Source organism: Streptomyces lacrimifluminis (genome assembly GCF_014646095.1).
Lineage (GTDB): Bacteria > Actinomycetota > Actinomycetes > Streptomycetales > Streptomycetaceae > Streptomyces > Streptomyces lacrimifluminis.
The window spans coordinates 294,073-313,273 of sequence record NZ_BMMU01000002.1; the positions used below are offsets into that span (position 1 = coordinate 294,073).

The following is a 19,201-nucleotide window of genomic DNA, read 5'->3' on the forward strand; positions in this document are numbered from 1 at the left end:
GGATCGATCCGATCGGATCCGATCGTGGCTTCAGCCGGTCCGCTCCATGCGGTCCGCCAGGCTCTTGGGCCGCATGTCCGTCCAGTTGGTCTCGATGTGGTCCAGGCACTCCTGGCGGGGTGCCGGGCCGTGGACGACGGTCCAGCCGGCCGGTACGTCGACGAAGTCGGGCCACAGGCTGTGCTGGCCCTCGTCGTTGACGAGCACGGAGTAGACGCCGTCGGGGTTCTCGAAGGGGTTGGTGCTGCTGCCGCTCATGCGGGTCCTCCTCGGTTGGGGTGGATGGGTGGGGTCGGTGCTGGTCAGTCTCGGCCAGGGGTCTCGGCGCGGGCGACCAGGGCCCTGAGTGCCCGGAACCAGGTCTCCGCCAGGTCCCGGACCGCTTCCTCGGACAGGACGGCGGCGGGCCAGGACCAGTGGGCGGCCAGGACCGGGCCGTCGGCGCGGTCCTCGGTGACGACGTTGATGCCGAGGGCGTGGCCCTCCCGCATCTCCGGCTCGGCGCCGATGTCCGAGACGTCCTCCTCCGGAGCGTACGACCAGTCCGTCGCCTCGGGGATGCCGAAGCGGCCGAGGTAGTTGAACTCGATCGGCGGTGCCGCGAAGCCCGCCAGGACGGGCGCCGTACGGGGGTTGAGATGGCGGAGCATGCCGTAGCCGGCGCCGTTCGCGGGCAGCGAGCCGAGATGGGCGCGCACCCGGGCGAGCGCCTCCTCGATCTCCGGCCCGCCCGCGAGGGCCGCGTCCAGGTCGACGGGACCGGGATCGAGCAGGACCGGGAAGACGCTGGTGAACCAGCCGACCGTACGGGACAGATCGGCGTCTCCCGCCAACTCCTCGTCGCGGCCGTGGCTTTCGAGGTCGACCAGGGCCGGACCGCCCTCGCCGTCCCCGTGGCGCCGCCGCCAGTCGGCGACGGCGAGGCCGAGGCCGGTGAGCAGCACGTCGTTGACGTTCGCGGTGAAGGCGGACGGTACGGCGGACAGCAGCGGGCCGGTGATCCGGGCGGGCAGTCGCAGTTCCAGGTTCCGTACCGTGCCGGCCGTGTCGCGGGCCGGGTCGAGCGGCCTGTCGAGCGGGAGGGGTGCGGCTCCTTCGAGTACGCCGGTCCAGAAGGGCAGTTCGGCCTCGCGTGCCGGGTCCTGGGCCAGCTCTTCGAGCTTGCGGGACCAGGTGCGGAAGGAGGTGTCGACGGGTGCGAGGTTCACGGGGCGCCCGGCCTCGACGTCGGTCCAGGCGGCGGCCAGGTCGGGCAGCAGGACCCGCCAGGACACGCCGTCGGTGACGAGGTGGTGGCCCATCAGAAGGAGCCTTCCGGGTTCCGCGCCCGCGTCGAACCAGACGGCCCGCACCATGGCACCCGTGTCCGGGTCCAGTGCCGCGCGGGCGGCGTGGGCACGGTCCGCGACGACCACCCGGAGCTCCCGCGCGTCCAGTCCGGCGACGTCGACACGCTCGATCCACGCCTCGGTGTCCACCGCTCCGGCCGCCGGCACCTCAAGGGTCCAGTGACCGGTCTCCGTACGGACGAGGGTGCTGCGCAGCATGGCATGCCGCTCGGCGAGCGCCAGGAGCACGGCGGCGAGCTTCGGCCGGTCCAGGGCGGCGGGCGTCTGGACCAGGGCCGACTGGTGGTAGCTCTTGAACGGGCCGCCCAGTTCGCGCAGCCAGTGCATGACCGGCGTGAGCGGCACGCTGCCGGTCCCCTCGTCCGTGGGACGGGCGGCGGCGGAACCGGTGGTGGTCGCCACTTCGGCGAGCCCGGCCACCGTACGGTGGCGCAGCACGAGCCGCGGAGTGATCCGCACGCCCACCGCCCGTGCCCTGCTGACCAGTTGCATCGCCATGATGCTGTCGCCGCCGAGCGCGAAGAAGTCGTCGTCGACGCCGATCTCGCCCAGACCGAGCACGTCGGCGAAGACACCGCACAGGGCCTCTTCCAGCGCGGAGCCGGGGGCCCGGCCCGTGGAGAGGGCGGAGAAGTCCGGGGCGGGCAGGGCGGATCGGTCCAGCTTGCCGTTGGCGAGTTCGGGCAACCGGTCCAGGAGGACGACGGCCGCCGGCACCATGTGGTCGGGCAGTTGCCGGCCGACCTGGCCGCGCAGCCGTCCCGGGTCGGGCAATTGGCCCGGCACGGGGACCACGTACGCCACCAGCAGCTTCCGCGCACCGTCCTGACGCACCGTCACCACCACCTGGGCGACGTCCGGTTCGGCCGCGAGCACGGACTCGATCTCGCCTGGTTCGATACGGAACCCGCGGATCTTGACCTGGTCGTCGGAGCGGCCGAGGTAGTCCAGGTAGCCGTCGGCGGTCCACCGGGCCAGGTCACCGGTCCGGTAGAGCCGGGAACCCGGCGCGCCGAACGGATCGGCGACGAACCGCTCGGCGGTCAGCGCGGGGCGGCCCAGATAGCCACGGGCCAGGCCGCCGCCGGCCAGGTACAGCTCGCCGGTCACGCCGGGGGGTACGGGCTGCAGCCTGTCGTCGAGGACATACGCCCGGGTGCCCGCCACCGGGCGGCCGACGAGCGGCCGGTCGCTGTCGCGCACCCGTGCCACCAGGGCGTCGACGGTGGACTCGGTGGGTCCGTACAGGTTGAACGCCTCGGTGCCGCTGAGCCGCCCGAGCCGCTCCCACAGGGCCACCGGTACGGCCTCGCCGCCGACGCCGACCACGGCGAGGGGACAGCTCCCGTCGTCCCGGACGAGGCCCGTCTCGGCCATCTGCGCGAAGAACGACGGCGTGACCTCCAGGAAGTCGAAGCCGTGCTCGACGACGGCCGCCGCGAGCAGCTCCGGGTCTCGCCGGGTCTCGTCCGACACGACGTGCACGCAGTGCCCGTCCAGCAGCCACAACTGCGGCTGCCAGGAGGCGTCGAAGGAGAACGCCCAGGCGTGCCCGGCCCGTAGATGACGGCGGCCGGTGGTGGCCTTCGCCGGTGCGTACAGCGTCTCGCGGTGGCTGTGGAAGAGATTGCCGACGGTCTCGTGCGTGATGACCACGCCCTTGGGGCGGCCGGTGGAACCGGAGGTGTAGATGACGTATGCCGGGTGGCGTGGGGTGAGGGGGGCGAGGCGGTCGTCGTCGAGGAGGTCGGCCGCGTCCTGGGCGGCGAGCTGTTCGGCGGTCGCCGGGGCGTCCAGCTCCAGCATCGGCGGGCCGTCCGCGGGCAGCAGCTCCGCGATGTTCCGCGTGGTGAGCGTCATTACCGGGCGGGCGTCGTCGAGCGTGTCGCGGAGGTGACCGGCGGGTGCGTCCGGGTCGAGGGGCAGATAGGCGGCGCCTGCCTTCTGCACGGCGAGGACGGCCAGCAGTGTGCGGGCGGTTCGGGGCAGGGCGAGCGCCACGAGCCGCTCCGGTCCGGCGCCCCGCGCGACGAGCAGCCGGGCGAGCCGGTTGGCCTCGGCGTTGAGCCGCGCGTACGTCATCTCGATACCGTCGGAGGCCACGGCGGGAGCGTCCGGGGACAGCGCGGCCTGGCGCTCGAAGAGGGCCGGCACGGTGGTCGGCTCGGTGAGCAGCGGCCGGGCGTTCCACTCGGTCAGGATCCGGTGGCGTTCGGCGGTGCCGAGGATGTCGATCCGGCCGATCGGGGCGTCGGGGGCGACGACCACCGCCCGCAGGAAGCGGACCAGGCGCGCGGCGATCGCCTCGGCGGTCGCCGGGTCGAAGAGGTCGGCGCTGTACTCCAGCACACCGTCGACGCCCGCTCCGTCGGCACGTTCGACGAAGTCGAAGGAGAGGTCGAACTTGGCGGTGGTGGCGCCGAGTTCCTCCCGCCGCGACTCCAGCCCCGCGAAGCCGGCTCCGTCGACGCCCGCGGCCAGGTACACGACCATGACCTGGAAGAGCGGATGCCGGGACAGCGAACGGGCGGGGTTGAGGACGTCCACCACGCGCTCGAACGGCACGTCCTGGTGGTCGAAGGCGGCCAGGTCGGTCTCGCGCACCCGGGCGAGCAGTTCGCGGAACGCGGGGTCGCCGGAGGTGTCGGTGCGCAGCACCAGGGTGTTGAGGAAGAACCCGACCAGATCCTCCAGCGCCTCTTCGGTGCGGCCGGCGATGGGGCTGCCGAGCGGGATGTCGGTACCGGCGCCGAGCCGGGTCAGCAGTGCGGCCACCGCCGCCTGGACGATCATGAACATACTGACGTTGCTCGTCCGGGCCAACTCCCGCAGCCCGGCTGTCAGTTCGGCGTCCAGGGCGAGGTCCGCCATCCCCCCGCGGTAACTGGCCTCCAGCGGGCGCGGCCGGTCGGTGGGCAGCGCGAGCTCCTCGGGCAGCCCGTCCAGGGTCCGCTTCCAGAAGGCGAGTTGGCGGAAGGCAAGGCTCTCCGGGTTTTTCTCGTCACCGAGCACCGCCCGCTGCCACAGGCTGTAGTCGGCGTACTGGACCGGCAGCGGAGCCCGCTCCGGCGCCCGGCCCGCCGCGCGCGCCTCGTAGGCGGCGGCCAGGTCTCGGGTGAGCGGCGCGTCGGACCACTCGTCACCCGCGATGTGGTGGAGCAGGAGCAGCAGTACGTGCTCGTCCTCGGCGGTGCGGAAGAGGTGCGCGCGCAGCGGCGCCTCCCGGTCCAGCTCGAAGCCGTGACCGGCGGCCTCCGCGAGGCGTTCGGCAAGGTCCTCCTCGCTCGCGACAGCGGCGGTCCGCACCTCGGTCCCGGCCCGGCCGGGCTCCAGGATCAGCTGGTACGCCCGGCCGTCCTCCTCGGGGAAGACAGTGCGCAGCGGTTCGTGCCGGGCCACCAGGTCGTCGACGGCCAGTTGCAGCGCGTCGGCGTCGAGCCGTCCGGTGAGCCGCCAGACCAGCGGGATGTTGTACGTGGGGCTGGGCCCCTCCACCCGGTACAGCACCCACAGGCGTTGCTGGGCGAAGGAGAGCGGCAGCCGCTCCGGCCGCTCGACCGGGGCGAGAACGGGCAGGCCGGCGCCGGTCTCCTCGCCGCCTTCCCGGAGGCGCTCGGCGAGCCGGGCGACCGTGGGCGCCTCGAACACCGTGCGCAGGGAGACCTCGGCGGCGAGCGCGGCCCGGATGCGGGCGGCCAGTCGCATCGCGACCAGGGAGTGTCCGCCGAGGGTGAAGAAGTCGTCGTGGATACCGACGCGTTCGAGGCCTAGGACGTCGGCGAACAGGCCGCAGAGGATCTCCTCGCGCGGGGTGCGCGGCAGGCCTTCGCTCGTGCCGGCCGCTGCCGCCGTGAAGTCGGGGGCGGGCAGGGCCTTGCGGTCGAGCTTGCCGTTGGGTGTGAGCGGCAGCGCGTCAAGGACGACGAAGGCCGCGGGGACCATGTGCTCGGGGAGCACGGCGGCGGTGTGCCGGCGGAGTGCGGCGCCGTCGACGGCGGCGGGGCCCGCGGGGACGACGTAGGCGACGAGTCGCTGGTCACGCGCGACGACACTCACGTGGGCGACGGTGTCGTGCCGGGTGAGGACGGCCTCGATCTCGCCCAGCTCGACACGGAAGCCGCGGATCTTGACCTGGTCGTCGGTCCGGCCCAGGTATTCGAGTGTTCCCCCTGTTGTCCAGCGTGCCAGGTCACCCGTGCGGTACATGCGTGAACCGGGTTCACCAAAGGGATCGGCTGTGAACCGCTCAGCGGTCAGCCCCGGGCGGCCCAGATAGCCGCGCGCCAGCTGCACACCGGCCAGATACAGCTCCCCCGCCACACCCGGAGGCACCGGTCGCAGGCCAGCATCCAGGACGTACGCACGCGTGTTCCACACCGGGCGGCCGATCGACACCCGGTCGGTCACCTCCGTCACCTGACCGGCGGTGACGTCGACCGACGCCTCGGTCGGCCCGTAGAGGTTGTGCAGTTCGGCCGGCAGTACGGCACGGAACCGCTGGGCCAGCTCGTCGGGCAAGGCCTCCCCGCTGCACATCACCCGCCGCAGGCCGAGGCAGCCCGCCGCCGAGGGTTCCTCCAGGAACAGCTGGAGCATCGACGGTACGAAGTGCACGGTCGTGATGGCCTGCTGCTGGATCAGCCCGGCCAGGTAGACGGGGTCCTTGTGCCCCTCGGGCCTGGCGACCACGAGGGTCGCGCCGGTGCTGAGGGGCCAGAAGAACTCCCAGACCGACACGTCGAAACTGGACGGCGTCTTCTGCAGGACACGGTCGTCGGCGGTCAGCCCGTACTCCCCCTGCATCCACAGCAGACGGTTGACGATGCCCTCGTGCGGCACGACAACACCCTTGGGGCGCCCGGTCGAACCGGAGGTGTAGATGACGTACGCGGGACTCGACGGATCGTAGGAGTCCGGGAGTTCACCCTCCGCCCCCGCCGGAAGAGCCTCCCGGATCACCGCCACCGGCTGGGCATCGGCCAGCATGAACGCCAGCCGCTCCTCCGGATAGTCTGCGTCCAGCGGCAGATACGCCCCGCCCGCCCGGTGCACCGCCAGCAGCGCCACCACCAGGTCCACGGAGCGGGGCAGCGCGACGGCGACCGTCCGCTCAGGGCCCACGCCCATGCCGGCCAGCACCCGGGCCGTCCGCTCGACGCGCTCGTCCAACTCCGTGTACGTCAGGTGCTGTTCGCCGGACACCAGCGCCAAGGCGTCCGGCGTACGGGCCACCTGAGCCCGGAACAGCTCGGGCAGGCTCGTGGACGGAACCTCCTGGGCGGTGTCGTTCCAGTGACCCAGAACGACCTGCCGTTCGTTCTCCTCCAGCACCTCCAGGTCCCGCACCAGCACATCGGGTTCGCCCGCCACCTGCGCCAGCAGCCGCACCAGACGCCCCGCCGTCCTGGTGGCCGTCGGTTCGTCGCAGAGGTCGGTCGCGTACTCCAGGAGCAGGGTCAGACGGTCCGACTCGTCCACGAAGGTGAAGTGGAGGTCGAACTTGGCCATACCGGTGTCCATGTCGAACCACTCGGTCGGCATGCCGAGTACGTCGGGGTCGCCGTCGGGTCGGTAGTGGTAGCCCAGCATGACCTGGAAGAGCGGGTTGCGGCCGGGCAGGCGGGCCGGGTTGACGGCCTCGACGACCCGGTCGAAGGGCAGGTCCTGGTGCTCGAACGCGGCCAGGGACGATTCCCGTACCCGCGCGACCAGCTGACGGAATGTCAGCTCTTCGCCCGACAGGTCGGTTCGCAGCACGAGCGTGTTGACGAAGAAGCCGACGAGGTCGTCGAGCGCGTCGTCCGTGCGACCCGCGATGGGGGCGCCGAGGGGGATGTCGTTCCCGGCACCGAGGCGGTGCAGCAGCGCGGCCGTGGCGGCCTGGAACAGCATGAACATGCTGGTGTTGGTGGTGCCGGACAGGTCACGCAGGGCGCGGCCGATGTCGGTCGGCAGCTCCACCCTCACCTTGCCGCCCCGGCCGGTGGGCTCGACCGGGCGGGGCCGGTCCAGGGGCAGCCGCAGTTCCTCGGGGAGGTCCCGCAAGGTCCCGGTCCAGTGGGCGAGTTGGTCGGCGCCGACCTGGTCGAGCAATTCGTCCTGCCAGAGGGTGTAGTCGGCGTACTGGACCGGCAGCGGTGCCCACTCGGGAGTGCGGCCGGCGCGCCGGGTCCGGTAGGCGGTGGTGAGGTCGGCCAGGAACGGGCGGTCGGACCACTCGTCGGTGGTGATGTGGTGGAGGACGACGGCCACGACATGGTCGGCCGGGCCGAGCCGCAACACCTCGCAGCGCAGCGGGAGTTCGCTGGTGAGGTCGAAGGGCCGGCGCTGCGCCGACTCGATGATGTCGGTCAGCTCCCCCTCCCCGCAGTCCGTCACCGTGAACTCGGGTTCGGCCTCGGCCGCCGGGACGATCAGCTGGTACGGCTCCCCGTCCTGCTCGGGGAACCTCGTGCGGAGCGCCTCATGGCGTCCCGCCACGTCCCGTACGGCCGACCGGAGTGCGTCGAGGTCCAGGTCACCGCGGAGACGGAAGACCAGCGGGAAGTTGTAGGCGACGCCGCTGCCGGTGATCTGTTCGACCAGCCACAGGCGGCGCTGGGCGGCCGAGAGCGGGATGCGCTCGGGCCGGACGGCGGGGGCGACGGCCGGTCGGGCGGGGCGTGAGGTGTCGGCGCGGGCCGCGAGTTGCTCGGGCGTGGGTGCTTCGAAGAGGTCCCGGATGGCCAGTTCGGCGCCCAGTTCGGTGCGGGCCCGGCTGATCAGGCGGGTGGCGAGCAGGGAGTGGCCGCCCAGGTCGAAGAAGCCGTCCTCGGCGCCGACTTCGGACAGGCCGAGCACCTCGGCGAAGAGCCGGCAGAGCACCTCTTCCTGCGGGGTGCGCGGACCGCGGCCGGTGCCGAGCGCCACGGCCGGTTCGGCATCGGGCAGGGCGCGGACATCCAGCTTGCCGTTGTCGTTCATCGGCAGCCGGTCGAGGGTGACGAACGCGGCCGGGACCATGTAGTCGGGCAGCCGCTGCTTGAGGTCGTCGCGGAGCTGCCGGATCAGGCTGTTGGCGTCGCGGGCGGCCGTCGGGGAGTTGGCGTACGGTGCCGCTCCGCCGCCGGGGAGATAGAGCCCGGCGGTGAGTGCGGGCACCTCGTCGGGGACGAACACGGCGTCGTACGTGCCCGGTTGGCCGGACCAGGTGGTCAGGACACGGTGGCCGAGTTCGGCGGCGAGGTCGCGCAGGGTCTCCGGGTCGACTCCCCCGGCGGTACCGATACGGGCGTCGGGGATGCCGGTGAGGCGCAGGGGCACCCCGGTCAGCAGCTCCGCCAGGTCGCCGCCCTCGGCGCCGAACCGACCGGCGTCGAAGGGAACATTCGGCGCGTCCGTCAACCGCAGGCCGGGCTCGTCGGCGTACAGGACGGCGTCGTAGCGGTAGCGGGTGAGTTCGTTGTGGTGGCGGGCCTGCTTGGTGCGCAGGTCGACGCCGTAGCCGAGGGTGGTGAAGTAGTCGGGGTCGACGAGGAGTTCCTTCTCCAGACGCAGGCCGCGTTCGACGGCCCGGCCCAGGGCGTCGCCGGTGACGCCCTTCGCCTCCTGGATCTCGGTCTGGAAGGCGCGGGCGAGCCGCAGGTTGCGGACGTCGCCGACGAACAGCGCGCCGCCGGGGGCCAGCAGCTTCATCGCGCCCCGGATCACCGAGGTCAGGTAGTCGACGCTGGGGAAGTACTGGATGACGGAGTTGATGACGATCGTGTCGAAGTAGCCGTCGCCGGGCAGACCGGTGAGATCGTCTGCGGGCTGCGCGCGGAGCGTGACCCTGGACGCCAGCTCCGGGTCCTGGTGCAGCTCCTGGCCGATCTTGCGGATGACGGGGGCGGCGAAGTCGGTGGCCCAGTAGGCCTCCGCGTCCGGGGCCAGCCTGGACAGGAGCAGGCCCGAGCCGACACCGATCTCCAGGATCCTGCGGGGCTTCAGCGAGCGGATGCGCTCCACGGTGGCCTCGCGCCACTCCCGCATGTGGTCGAAGGGGATGGGCTGTCCGTCGTAGGAGGAGTCCCAGCCGGCGTACTCCTCGGTGAAGACGGCGGTGCTGATCTCCTCGTACTCGTCGGAGTAGATCTCCTGCCACTCGCCGACCTGGTCGCGCTCGGCCACGTCCCGGTCGTCCCCCGCGAGTTGGGCGGGGACGACATAGCCCACGAGGCGCTCGTCGCGGACGATCACGGCGGCGTGGGCGACCCGGTCGTGCTGGGCGAGGGCGGTCTCGATCTCGCCCAGCTCGACGCGGTAGCCGCGGATCTTCACCTGGTCGTCGGTGCGGCCGAGGAAGTCGAGGTTGCCGTCGGGGTTGCGGCGGACCAGGTCACCGGTGCGGTACATGCGCTCACCGGGTTCGCCGAACGGGTCGGCGACGAACCGTTCGGCGGTGAGGGACGGCCGGTTCAGATAGCCGCGGGCCAGACCGATACCGGCGATGTACAGCTCGCCCGGGACCCCTTCGGGGACGGGGCGCAGCCAGGCGTCCAGGATGTGGGCGCGGGTGCCGCGGATCGGGCGGCCGACGGTCGGCGTGGCGCTGTCGAGGGTGCCGCCGCCGAGGGTGTTGATGGTGTACTCGGTCGGTCCGTACAGGTTGTAGCCGTAGGTGCCCTCGGTGTCGCGCAGCCGGTTCCAGACCGTCTCCGACACGGCCTCGCCGCCGAGCAGCACCAGCGGCGGGCGGTGGCCCTCCAACAGCCCTTCCTCGATGAGGAGATGGGCATAGGTCGGGGTCACGTTGACGACGTCGACGCGATGGCGCTCGCAGTAGGCGACCAGGGCCTCGGCGTCGCGCCGCAACTCCTCGTCGCAGATGTGGACCTCATGTCCCTCGACCAGCCACAGCAGCTCCTCCCACGACATGTCGAAGGCGAAGGACACGGTGTGCGCGATGCGCAGTCTGCGTCCGCCCGCCGACGCGATCGCCGGTTCGAAGATCTCCTTCTGGTGGTTGAGCTGCATGTTGGTCAGACCCCGGTAGGGCGTGACGACGCCCTTGGGGCGGCCGGTGGAGCCGGAGGTGTAGATGACGTACGCGGGGTGTTCGAGGCTGAAGCTGACGGAGACCAGGCCGCCGGGCAGCGCGTCGAGTTCGGCGGTGATCGCCGGGTCGTCGAGCAGCACGCGGGGCGTCTCGCCCGTCAGGCGTGCCGACACGGCGGCCGTGGACAGCAGCATCGTCGGCCGGGCGTCGTCGAGCATCGCGGCGAGCCGGTCGTCCGGGTAGTCCAGCTCCAGCGGCAGGTAGGCGGCACCCGTGCGCAGTACGGCGAACAGGGCGACGACCATGTCGAGGGAGCGGGGCAGACCGAGCGCGACGACCCGCTCGGGGGCGGCGCCCCGCGCGATCAGCAGCCGCGCCATCCGGTTGATACGGGTGTCGAGTTCGGCGTAGGTGAGGGTGCGGTCGCCGAAGACGACGGCCGTGGCGTCGGGGGTGGCTGCGGCCTGGGCGGCCAGCAGGTCGGCGATGGTGTCCGTGGGGTCGGGGACCCGTCCGGCGGCCCGCTCGTGCTCCAACTCGGTGTGCTCGGCCGGGAGCAGCGGGTCGAGGCCGCCCACCGGGGCGTCGAGGTCGAGGGTGAGCCGGTCCAGGAGGAGCGTGAAGCGGTCGAGCAGGTCCTGCGCCTGGGGGCGGGCGACGACGTCGGCGCGGTGGGTGAGGGTGACCGTGATGGAGCGGCCCGGGGTGACGACGAGGTTGACCGGGTAGTGGGTCGCGTCGACGTTGGTGACGGCCGTGGCACCGTGCCGGTCGCTCAGCTCGGCGAGCCGCTCCTCGGTGTCGTTGTTGCGCAGCACGAACAGCGTGTCGAACAGCCGCCGGTGCCCGGTCTCGGCCTGCAGCACGCCCAGGCCCAGGTACTCGTACGGCATCACGGCGAGCCGCTCGTCCTGGACGCGGCGCAGCAGCCCGAGCACCGGCTCGGCCGGGTCGTAGGCGATGCGGGCGGGGACGGTGTTGAGGAACATGCCGATGACGTTCTCGATGTCCGGCACCTCGCTCGGCCGGCCGGCGACGGTCGTGCCGAAGACGACGTCGGTACGGCCGGTCGCGCTCGCCAGGGTGAGTCCCCAGGCCGCGGTGAGCACGGTGTTGAGGGTCAGCCCGTGCAGGCGTCCGATGGCACGCAGCCGTTCGCCCACCTCGTCGGGGACGAGGACGTCGAGGCTTTCCGGGATGTCCGGTTCCAGGCCCTGGTCGGCGGCGGCCAGCAGCGTGGGCTCGTCGAGCCCGGCGAGGGCGCGGCGCCAGGCGCCGGTGGCGACGGCCGTGTCCTGGACCTCCAGCCAGGTCAGGTAGTCACGGTAGTTGCCGGGGGCGGTCAGGGTGCTCGCGTCGCCGCCGTTCTCGTACAGGGCGAAGAGCTGGTCGAGGAAGATCCAGGCGGACCAGCCGTCCCAGAGGAGCAGATGACGCCCGACGACCAGCCGGTCGCCCCGGTCCGCGCCGAGGCGGACCAGGAGCATGCGGAAGAGCAGCGGCCGGGTGAGGTCGAAGCGCCGGGAGCGCTCGGCTTCGGTCAACTCCCGCAGTCGTACGTCCTGTTCGACTGCGGACAGCCCGGACAGGTCGACCTCTTCGAGGGGGATCTCGGGGTCGCGCACGATGAACTGCACCGGCTGGCGCAGGCCTTCGCTGGTGAACCCGGCGCGCAGGCTGGGGTTACGGGCGAGCAACACCCGTACAGCGGTGCGGAGTCGGTCGGTGTCGAGGGGTTCGGCGAGGTCGAAGGACTCGTGGACGGTGTAGACGTCCAGGGCGCTGTCGTCGTACGTGGAGTGGAAGAACAGGCCTTCCTGGAGGGGCGCCAGCGGCCAGATGTCCTCCACGGGGGCGGGGCTGAGCCGGTGGACGCGCTCCGTCTCCTCCGCCGTGAGGGCGAACGAGGAGCGCAGAGCGGCCACTTCGGCCACGGGCGCCGCCGCTGCCGCGAGGGCGGCCGGGGTGCGGTGCTCGAAGACGTCACGCGGGCCCAGGTCCAGGCCCGCCCGGCGGGCGCGGCTGGAGACGCCGATGGAGGTGATGCTGTCGCCGCCGAGCATGAAGAAGTCGTCGTCGATACCGACGTCTTCGAGCTTCAGTACGGCGGCGAAAATGCCGGTGAGGGCGTGTTCCCGCTCGTTGCGCGGGGCGCGCGTCTGCGCTCGTACCGCCTGCGGGGCGGGCAGCGCGGCCCGGTCGAGCTTGCCGCTCGGGGTGAGCGGGAGCGCGTCGAGGACGACATAGGCGGCCGGGATGACGGCGGCGGGCAGTTCCTCGCCGAGCGCGGCCTGGAGTTCGGCGGGCGGCGGTACCTCGGCGTCGCGGGCCGGCACGACGTAGGCGACCAGCCGGCCGCCGTTCACGGTGACGGCGGCCTGGGCGACCGCCGGTTGGCGGCTCAACGCGGCCTCGATCTCGCCGAGTTCGATCCGGTTGCCGCGGATCTTCACCTGCCGGTCGGTACGGCCGAGGTACTCGATCACGCCGTCCGCGCGGCGGCGCACGAGGTCACCGGTGCGGTACATGCGCGCGCCGGGCTCCCCGTACGGATCGGCGACGAACCGCTCGGCGGTCAGTTCCGGCCGGGCGTGATAGCCGCGCGCCAGCTGAACGCCCGTCAGGTACAGCTCGCCGGGCACCCCTTCGGGAGCGGGGCGCAGGCAGGAGTCCAGGACGCGCAGACCCGTGTTCCACACCGGGCGCCCGATGGGCACGGTGGTGCCGGGCGTCCCGTCGTAGGGGTGGTACGTCACGTCGACGGCCGCCTCGGTGGGGCCGTACAGGTTGTGCAGCGGTACGCCGGTCAGCTCGCGCCAGCGGGCGGCGGCGGCGCCGGGCAGCGCCTCGCCGCTGCTGAAGACGTTGCGCAGGGACGCGGCCCAGGTCGGGTCGGCGGTGATCTCGTCGGACTGGAGGAACGCCTCCAGCATCGACGGCACGAAGTGCAGTGCGGTGACGCCCTGTTCGCGGATCAGCCCGGCGAGGTAGGCGGGGTCGCGGTGTCCGTCCGGGCGGGCGAGGACCACGGCGGCGCCCTCGCACAGCGCCCAGAAGAACTCCCAGACACTGACGTCGAAGCTGGCCGGGGTCTTCTGCAGCACCCGGTCGCCGGCGGTCAGTCCGTACTCACCCTGCATCCACGCCAGCCGGTTGACGATGGCCCGGTGGGTGACGACAACCCCCTTGGGACGGCCGGTGGAGCCGGAGGTGTAGATCAGGTACGCCGGGTCGTCGGGGTGGGCGGCGAGCGGTTCCGGGCCGGCCTCCTCGGACGGGGTGTCGAGCAGCAGAAGGGCGTGCCCGGAGGGGAGTTGAGGGGCGGTCGCCGAGGTGGTCACCACAGTGGCGGCACCGGAGTCCGCGAGCATGTGGGCCACCCGGTCGGCGGGATAGTCGACGTCGACCGGGAGATAGGCGGCGCCCGACTTCAGTACGCCGAGCAGCGCGACCATCAGCTCGGCGGAGCGCGGTACGGCGACGGCGACGACCGTGCCGGGGCCCGCGCCCCGGGCTGTCAGCCGACGCGCCACCTCGCCTGCTCTGGCATCGAGTTCGGAATAGGTCAGCGTCTCACCCTCGTGGACGACCGCTGTCGCCTGCGGGCTGCGGGCCACCTGCGCCGCGAAGACCGCCGCGAGGGTCGTGCCGGGGATGTCACGGTGTTCGCCGGTCGGGTGGGCGGCGAGAAGTTCGTCGGCCGACAACAGGTCCACGTCGGCGACGGACTGCCCCGGGTCGGCGGCCAGCGCGTGCAGGACGCGGGAGAGACGGTCCGCGATCCGGCGTACGGCCTCGGCGTCGAGTCGCTGGGCATGGTGCTTGAGCCGCAGGTCGAGACGTCGGCCCGGCTTGACGATGAGGGCGAGCGGATAGTGGACGGCGTCGTGGAACTCGTGCCCCGTCAGCCGGAGGGTGCCGGTCGGGTCGGCGAGGTCGGTCGCGGCCGGGTAGTTCTCGAACACGACAAGGGTGTCGAAGAGTTCACCCGCGCCCGCGAGGCCCGCGACGCGCTGGAGTTCGGCGAGGCCGAGGTGCTGGTGGTCGAGCAGCTGGGCCTGTTCGTCCTGGAGGCGGCCGAGGAGCTCGGCGAGGGTGTCGGAGGGTTCCCAACGGAAGCGCGTCGGGAGGGTGTTGATGAACAGGCCGATCATGGACTCGATGCCCTCGACCTCGGCGTCCCGCCCCGAGACGGTCGTGCCGAACACCACGTCCTGGCGTGCCGTGAGCCGACCGATGAGCAGCCCCCAGGCGCCCTGCACGACCGTGCCGAGGGTCACTCCGTGCTCGCGCGCCCGCGCGGCCAGCCGTGCGGTCACCTGCTCGGACAGTTCGAGGCGGATCTGCGCGGGCTCGACGGGCGTGCCGTCGGCCGGGGTCTCGACGAGCCGGGTGGGCTCCTCGACCCCGGCGAGGGCCGTGCGCCAGGCCGTGCGCGCGGCCTCGCGGTCGGCGGTGGCCAGGTGGCGCAGGTGGGCGCTGTACGGCGCGGGCTGCGGCAGCGCGGCCGGGGTGTCCCCGTAGGAGGCCATCAGCTCGCGGTGCAGGACGGGCAACGACCAGCCGTCGGCGACGATGTGATGGAACGTCAGGAGCAGGCGGCTGCGGTGCTCGTCGAGGCGGATCAGCGCGCAGCGCACGAGGGGCGGGTTGGCGAGGTCGAAGCGGCGGGCGCGTTCGGCGGCGGCGACCGCGTCGGCCAGCGGGGTGCGGGCGGGCCCGTCGTGGACGGTCAGGTCGACTTCCCGCCACGGCAGTTCCAGGCCTGCGGCGATGACCTGTACGGGCCGGCCGTCCGGGCGGCGGCGGAAGCAGGCGCGCAGCGGGGCGTGCCGGTCCAGGACTCGCTGGGCGGCCCGGCGCAGGGCTGTGCCGTCGACAGGACCGGTCAGTTCGAGGGCCTGCTGGACGACGTACGCGTCGAGGTCGGTGCCGTCGACGAGGGAGTGGAAGTAGAAGCCCTCCTGGAGAGGGCTCAGCGGCAGCGTCTCGTCGATGGCGACCGGGAACGTGTCCTGGATCTCGGCGAGTTCGGCCTCGGTGAGGACGACCAGCGGGGCGTCCGGCTCCGTGTCCTCCCGGACCACGTCACCGGCCGCCGCCGCGAGCGCCGCGACCGTGCGGTGCTTGAAGACATCCCGGGAGCTGAGGCGCAGGCCGGCGCGGCGGGCGTGGACGAGGAGCTGGATGGCGGTGATGCTGTCGCCGCCGAGGGCGAAGAAGTCGTCGTCGATGGTCGCCGAGCGCAGGCCGAGGACGTCGGCGTAGGCCGCGCACAGCAGTTCCTCGCGGGCGTCGCGGGGCGGGCGGCCGGCGCTGAGGGCGCCGTAGTCGGGGGTGGGCAGCGCGGCGGCGTCGAGTTTGCCGCTGGGGGTGACCGGGAGGCGGTCGAGGGGGACGACGGCCGCGGGGACCATGTACTCGGGCAGTTGGTCGGACGCGTACGAACGCAGCGCCCGCATCAGGGCGTTGATGTCCCGGAAGGGTGCCGGGCGGTTGGCGTGCGGGGCGGTGCCCGACGGGCGGTAGAGGCCGGTGAGGGGTGTGTCGCCGAGGGCGAAGACGATGTCGAGGCTGCCGTCGTCGGCGGTGCCGTTCCAGGTGACGGCGGCCCGGTGGCCGTACCGGGCACCGAGCGTGTGGAAGACCTCGGGGTCCGGGGCGTCCGCCGTACGGCTGCTGTCGTCCAGGGCGGACAGCGCGGCCAGGTCCTCTGCGAGGCGGGCGTTGGGCACGCCGGTGACCCGGAGCAGCGAGGGTCCTTCGGCCAGGCGGGCTTCGAGTGCCTCCGGCCCGCTCCAGACGATCTCTTCACCACCGACAGGCTCCCGCGCCGGGGCGCTCTTGCTGAGCACCACGTCGTACCGGTACCGGGTGAGTTCGTTGTGGTGGGCGCCGCGCTTGACGTGGATCTCGGCGTCGAAGCCGTCGAGGGCCGCGAAGTAGTCGGGGTCCAGGAGGAGTTCGCCCTCCCAGGCGACGGACCGCTCGACGGCGGCCCGCAGGGCCTGCTTGTCCTCGGCGTCGTCGGTGCGGCGGCTCTCGACGGCCGCTCTCAGACAGCGCAGCAGCCGGGCGTTGCGCACATCGCCGATGAACAGCCGCCCGCCGGGGGCGAGGAGCGTACCGACCGCCCGGACGACGTCGGTCAGATAGTCGGCGCTCGGGAAGTACTGGGCGACGGAGTTGATGACGACGGTGTCGAAGTGGCCCTGCGGCAACCCCGTGGTGTCGTGGGCGGGTTGGGCGGACAGCCGGACCCGGTCGGCGAGTTCGGGTATCGCGTCCACCTGGGTGCGCAGGGCGCGTACCGCTTCCTCGGAGAGGTCGGTGCCCCAGTACTCCGCGCGGTCGGGCGCGATGCGGGAGAGGATCAGGCCACTGCCGACGCCGATCTCCAGCACGCGACGGGGGGCGAGTTCCTCGATGCGGGCGACGGTCGCCGCGCGCCACTCGCGCATCTCCTCGACGGGGATGGGCAGCCCGTCGTACATGCTGTTCCAGCCGGCGAAGTTCTCGCGAAGGCCCGCGCCACCGTCGGTTCCGCCTTCCGATCCGGCGGCGGAGTAGAGCAGTTCGTGCAGGTCCTTCCACTCCCGCACCTGGTCGGTGGTGTCGTGGCCGGCGGCCCCGCCGTCCAGCGCGGGCACGACGTACGCGGCGAGCCGCCGGTCCCCGGGCCGGTCCTCGCGTACGACGACCGCGGCCTGGTCCACGGCCGGGTGGCCGCGCAGTACGGACTCGATCTCGCCCGGCTCGATACGGAAGCCGCGGATCTTCACCTGGGAGTCGGCTCGGCCCAGGAACACCAGCCGGCCGTCGGCCTGCCAACGCACCAGGTCGCCGGTGCGGTAGAGGCGTTCGCCGGGGGCGCCGAACGGGTCGGCGCCGAACGGGTCGGCGACGAACCGCTCGGCGGTCAGGTCGGGACGCCCGAGGTAGCCGCGGGCGAGCCCTGCGCCGCCGAGGTACAGCTCGCCCGGAACACCGGCCGGGACGGGCTTCAGCCGGGCGTCGAGGACGTAGGCGCGCGTGCCCGGGTCCGGGAGGCCGATCGGGACGACGGAGCCGGACGGGATGTCGGGGTCGCACAGGCCGAGGGTGGAGTTGGTGGTCGCCTCGGTCGGGCCGTACGCGTTGAACATCGTCCTGTCGCGCGCGTACCGGCCGACCAGCTCGGGCGAGACGCGTTCGGTGCCCGCGAGCAGGGTGGCGGGCGGGAGTTCGACGTCCTCGGGCATGGCCGCGAGCAGCGCGGGCGGCAGGATCATGAACGTGATGCCGTGCGCGTGGGCGTAGTCGGCGAGCGCCGGACCGGGCACCCGGCGTTCGGACGGTACGACGACGAGCCGGCCGCCGGACAGCAGGCCGAGGCACAGGTCCCAGAACGCCACGTCGAAGCTGGGCGAGGCGAACTGGAGCACCCGGCTGTGCGGGCCGATCCCGAACCGCTCGGTCTGGGTGGCCACCAGTTTGGCGACACCCGCGTGGGTGAGGACGACGCCCTTGGGGCGTCCGGTGGAGCCGGAGGTGTAGATGACGTAGGCGGCGTTGGCGACGGTCAGCGTGCCCGGATCGGCGCCTGCGGGCTGACGCTCCGTCAATTCACGCACCATGCCGGGTGAGTCGAGGACGACGACGGCCGTGCCGTCGTTCGCCGGGAGGTCCGTGGCCACCTCGGCGGTGGTGACCAGGCAGACGGGGCCGGCGTCGGCGAGCATGTAGGAGATGCGGTCGGCCGGGTAGTCGGTGTCGACCGGCAGATAGGCGGCACCGGACTTCAGTACAGCGACCTCGGCGACGATGAGTTCCGCCGAGCGGGGCACCGCGAGGGCGACCACGCTCTCGGGTCCGGCACCCCGGGCGATCAGGGCGGACGCCAACCGGCCGGCACGGTCGTCCAGTTCGGCGTAGGTGAGCGAGGTGTCCTCGAAGACCAGCGCGACGTCGTCCGGGCGCCGCCGCACCTGGTCGGCGAACATCTCCGGCCAGGTGCGCAACGGGATGTCGTGGTCGGTGTCGTTCCACTCGCGCAGGACACGGTGGCGCTCCTCGGTGTCCAGCAGCTTCAACTCGCCCACGAGGGTGTGCGGGTGGGCGAGGGCGTCGGCGAGCAGAGTCGTGTAGTGGTCGGCGATGCGCTCGGCGGTCGCGGCCTCGAAGAGGTCCTGGCGGTAGGTCACGCACAGGTCGTCGGCGCGGACTTCGAGGGCGAGGTCGAGCCGGTCCGCGCCACCGGGCACGTCACCGAACGCGGTGTTGAACAGCAGTCCGCCGCCCCGGGTGGGTTCCGGGCTCAACCAGCCGACCAGTGTGGCGTGTTCGACCCGGTGGGTGCGCACGTCCTCGCGCGCCCGGGTCACCTTCCGTACGAGGCCCGCGAAGGAGGCGCCGCCGTCCACGGTGATCCGGAGCGGCAAACCGCCGTACCCGAAGGTGATGTCATGAGCGCCGCTGTAGCGGTGCAACAGTGCGGCGTACGCGGCCAGGAGGGTCGGCTCGTCGGCCGTCGGGGCCAGCGGGCGGCGAAGGGTGTGCCGTTCGGCGGCGGGGCGCAGTGGGTACGGAGAATCGACCGGGAGAGCGGTCTCCTGCGGGAGCGGTTCGAGACGCCGCCGCCAGAAGGCCGAGAGCGCGCCTTCCGCGTCGTCGTCGACACCAGGCACACGTACTTCGAAACCGGACACAGGCGACCGTGCCTCCAGGGTGTACGGACCGGCTGAGCCGGAGGACCGCAGGCAATACTAAGGTAAGCATTACCTAACCAAAAGCCCCCACTTTCGGCGGACCCCCTTCTCACCACTACTATTAAGGCCTGCCTAACCTAAGGAAGTTA

At 72.4% G+C, this 19,201-nt stretch carries 2 protein-coding genes; both read right to left on the reverse strand.

The window, feature by feature from the left end; all coding sequences use genetic code 11:
* Positions 1-30: 30 nt before the first annotated feature.
* The gene (locus IEY89_RS04470) at positions 31-258 is read right to left on the reverse strand and encodes an MbtH family protein (protein ID WP_189145923.1); all 228 of its coding nucleotides are present in this window, start codon (positions 256-258) and stop codon (positions 31-33) included.
* 44 nt (positions 259-302) lie between these two features.
* Positions 303-19,031, reverse strand: coding sequence for a non-ribosomal peptide synthetase (locus IEY89_RS04475; RefSeq protein WP_229695050.1), 18,729 nt, complete (start codon positions 19,029-19,031; stop codon positions 303-305).
* Positions 19,032-19,201 lie beyond the last annotated feature (170 nt).

What these genes read in the sequence shown, in the direction of transcription:
- IEY89_RS04470 (WP_189145923.1), bottom strand. Translation starts at nt 258, where the DNA reads ATGAGCGGCAGCAGCACCAACCCCTTCGAGAACCCCGACGGCGTCTAC.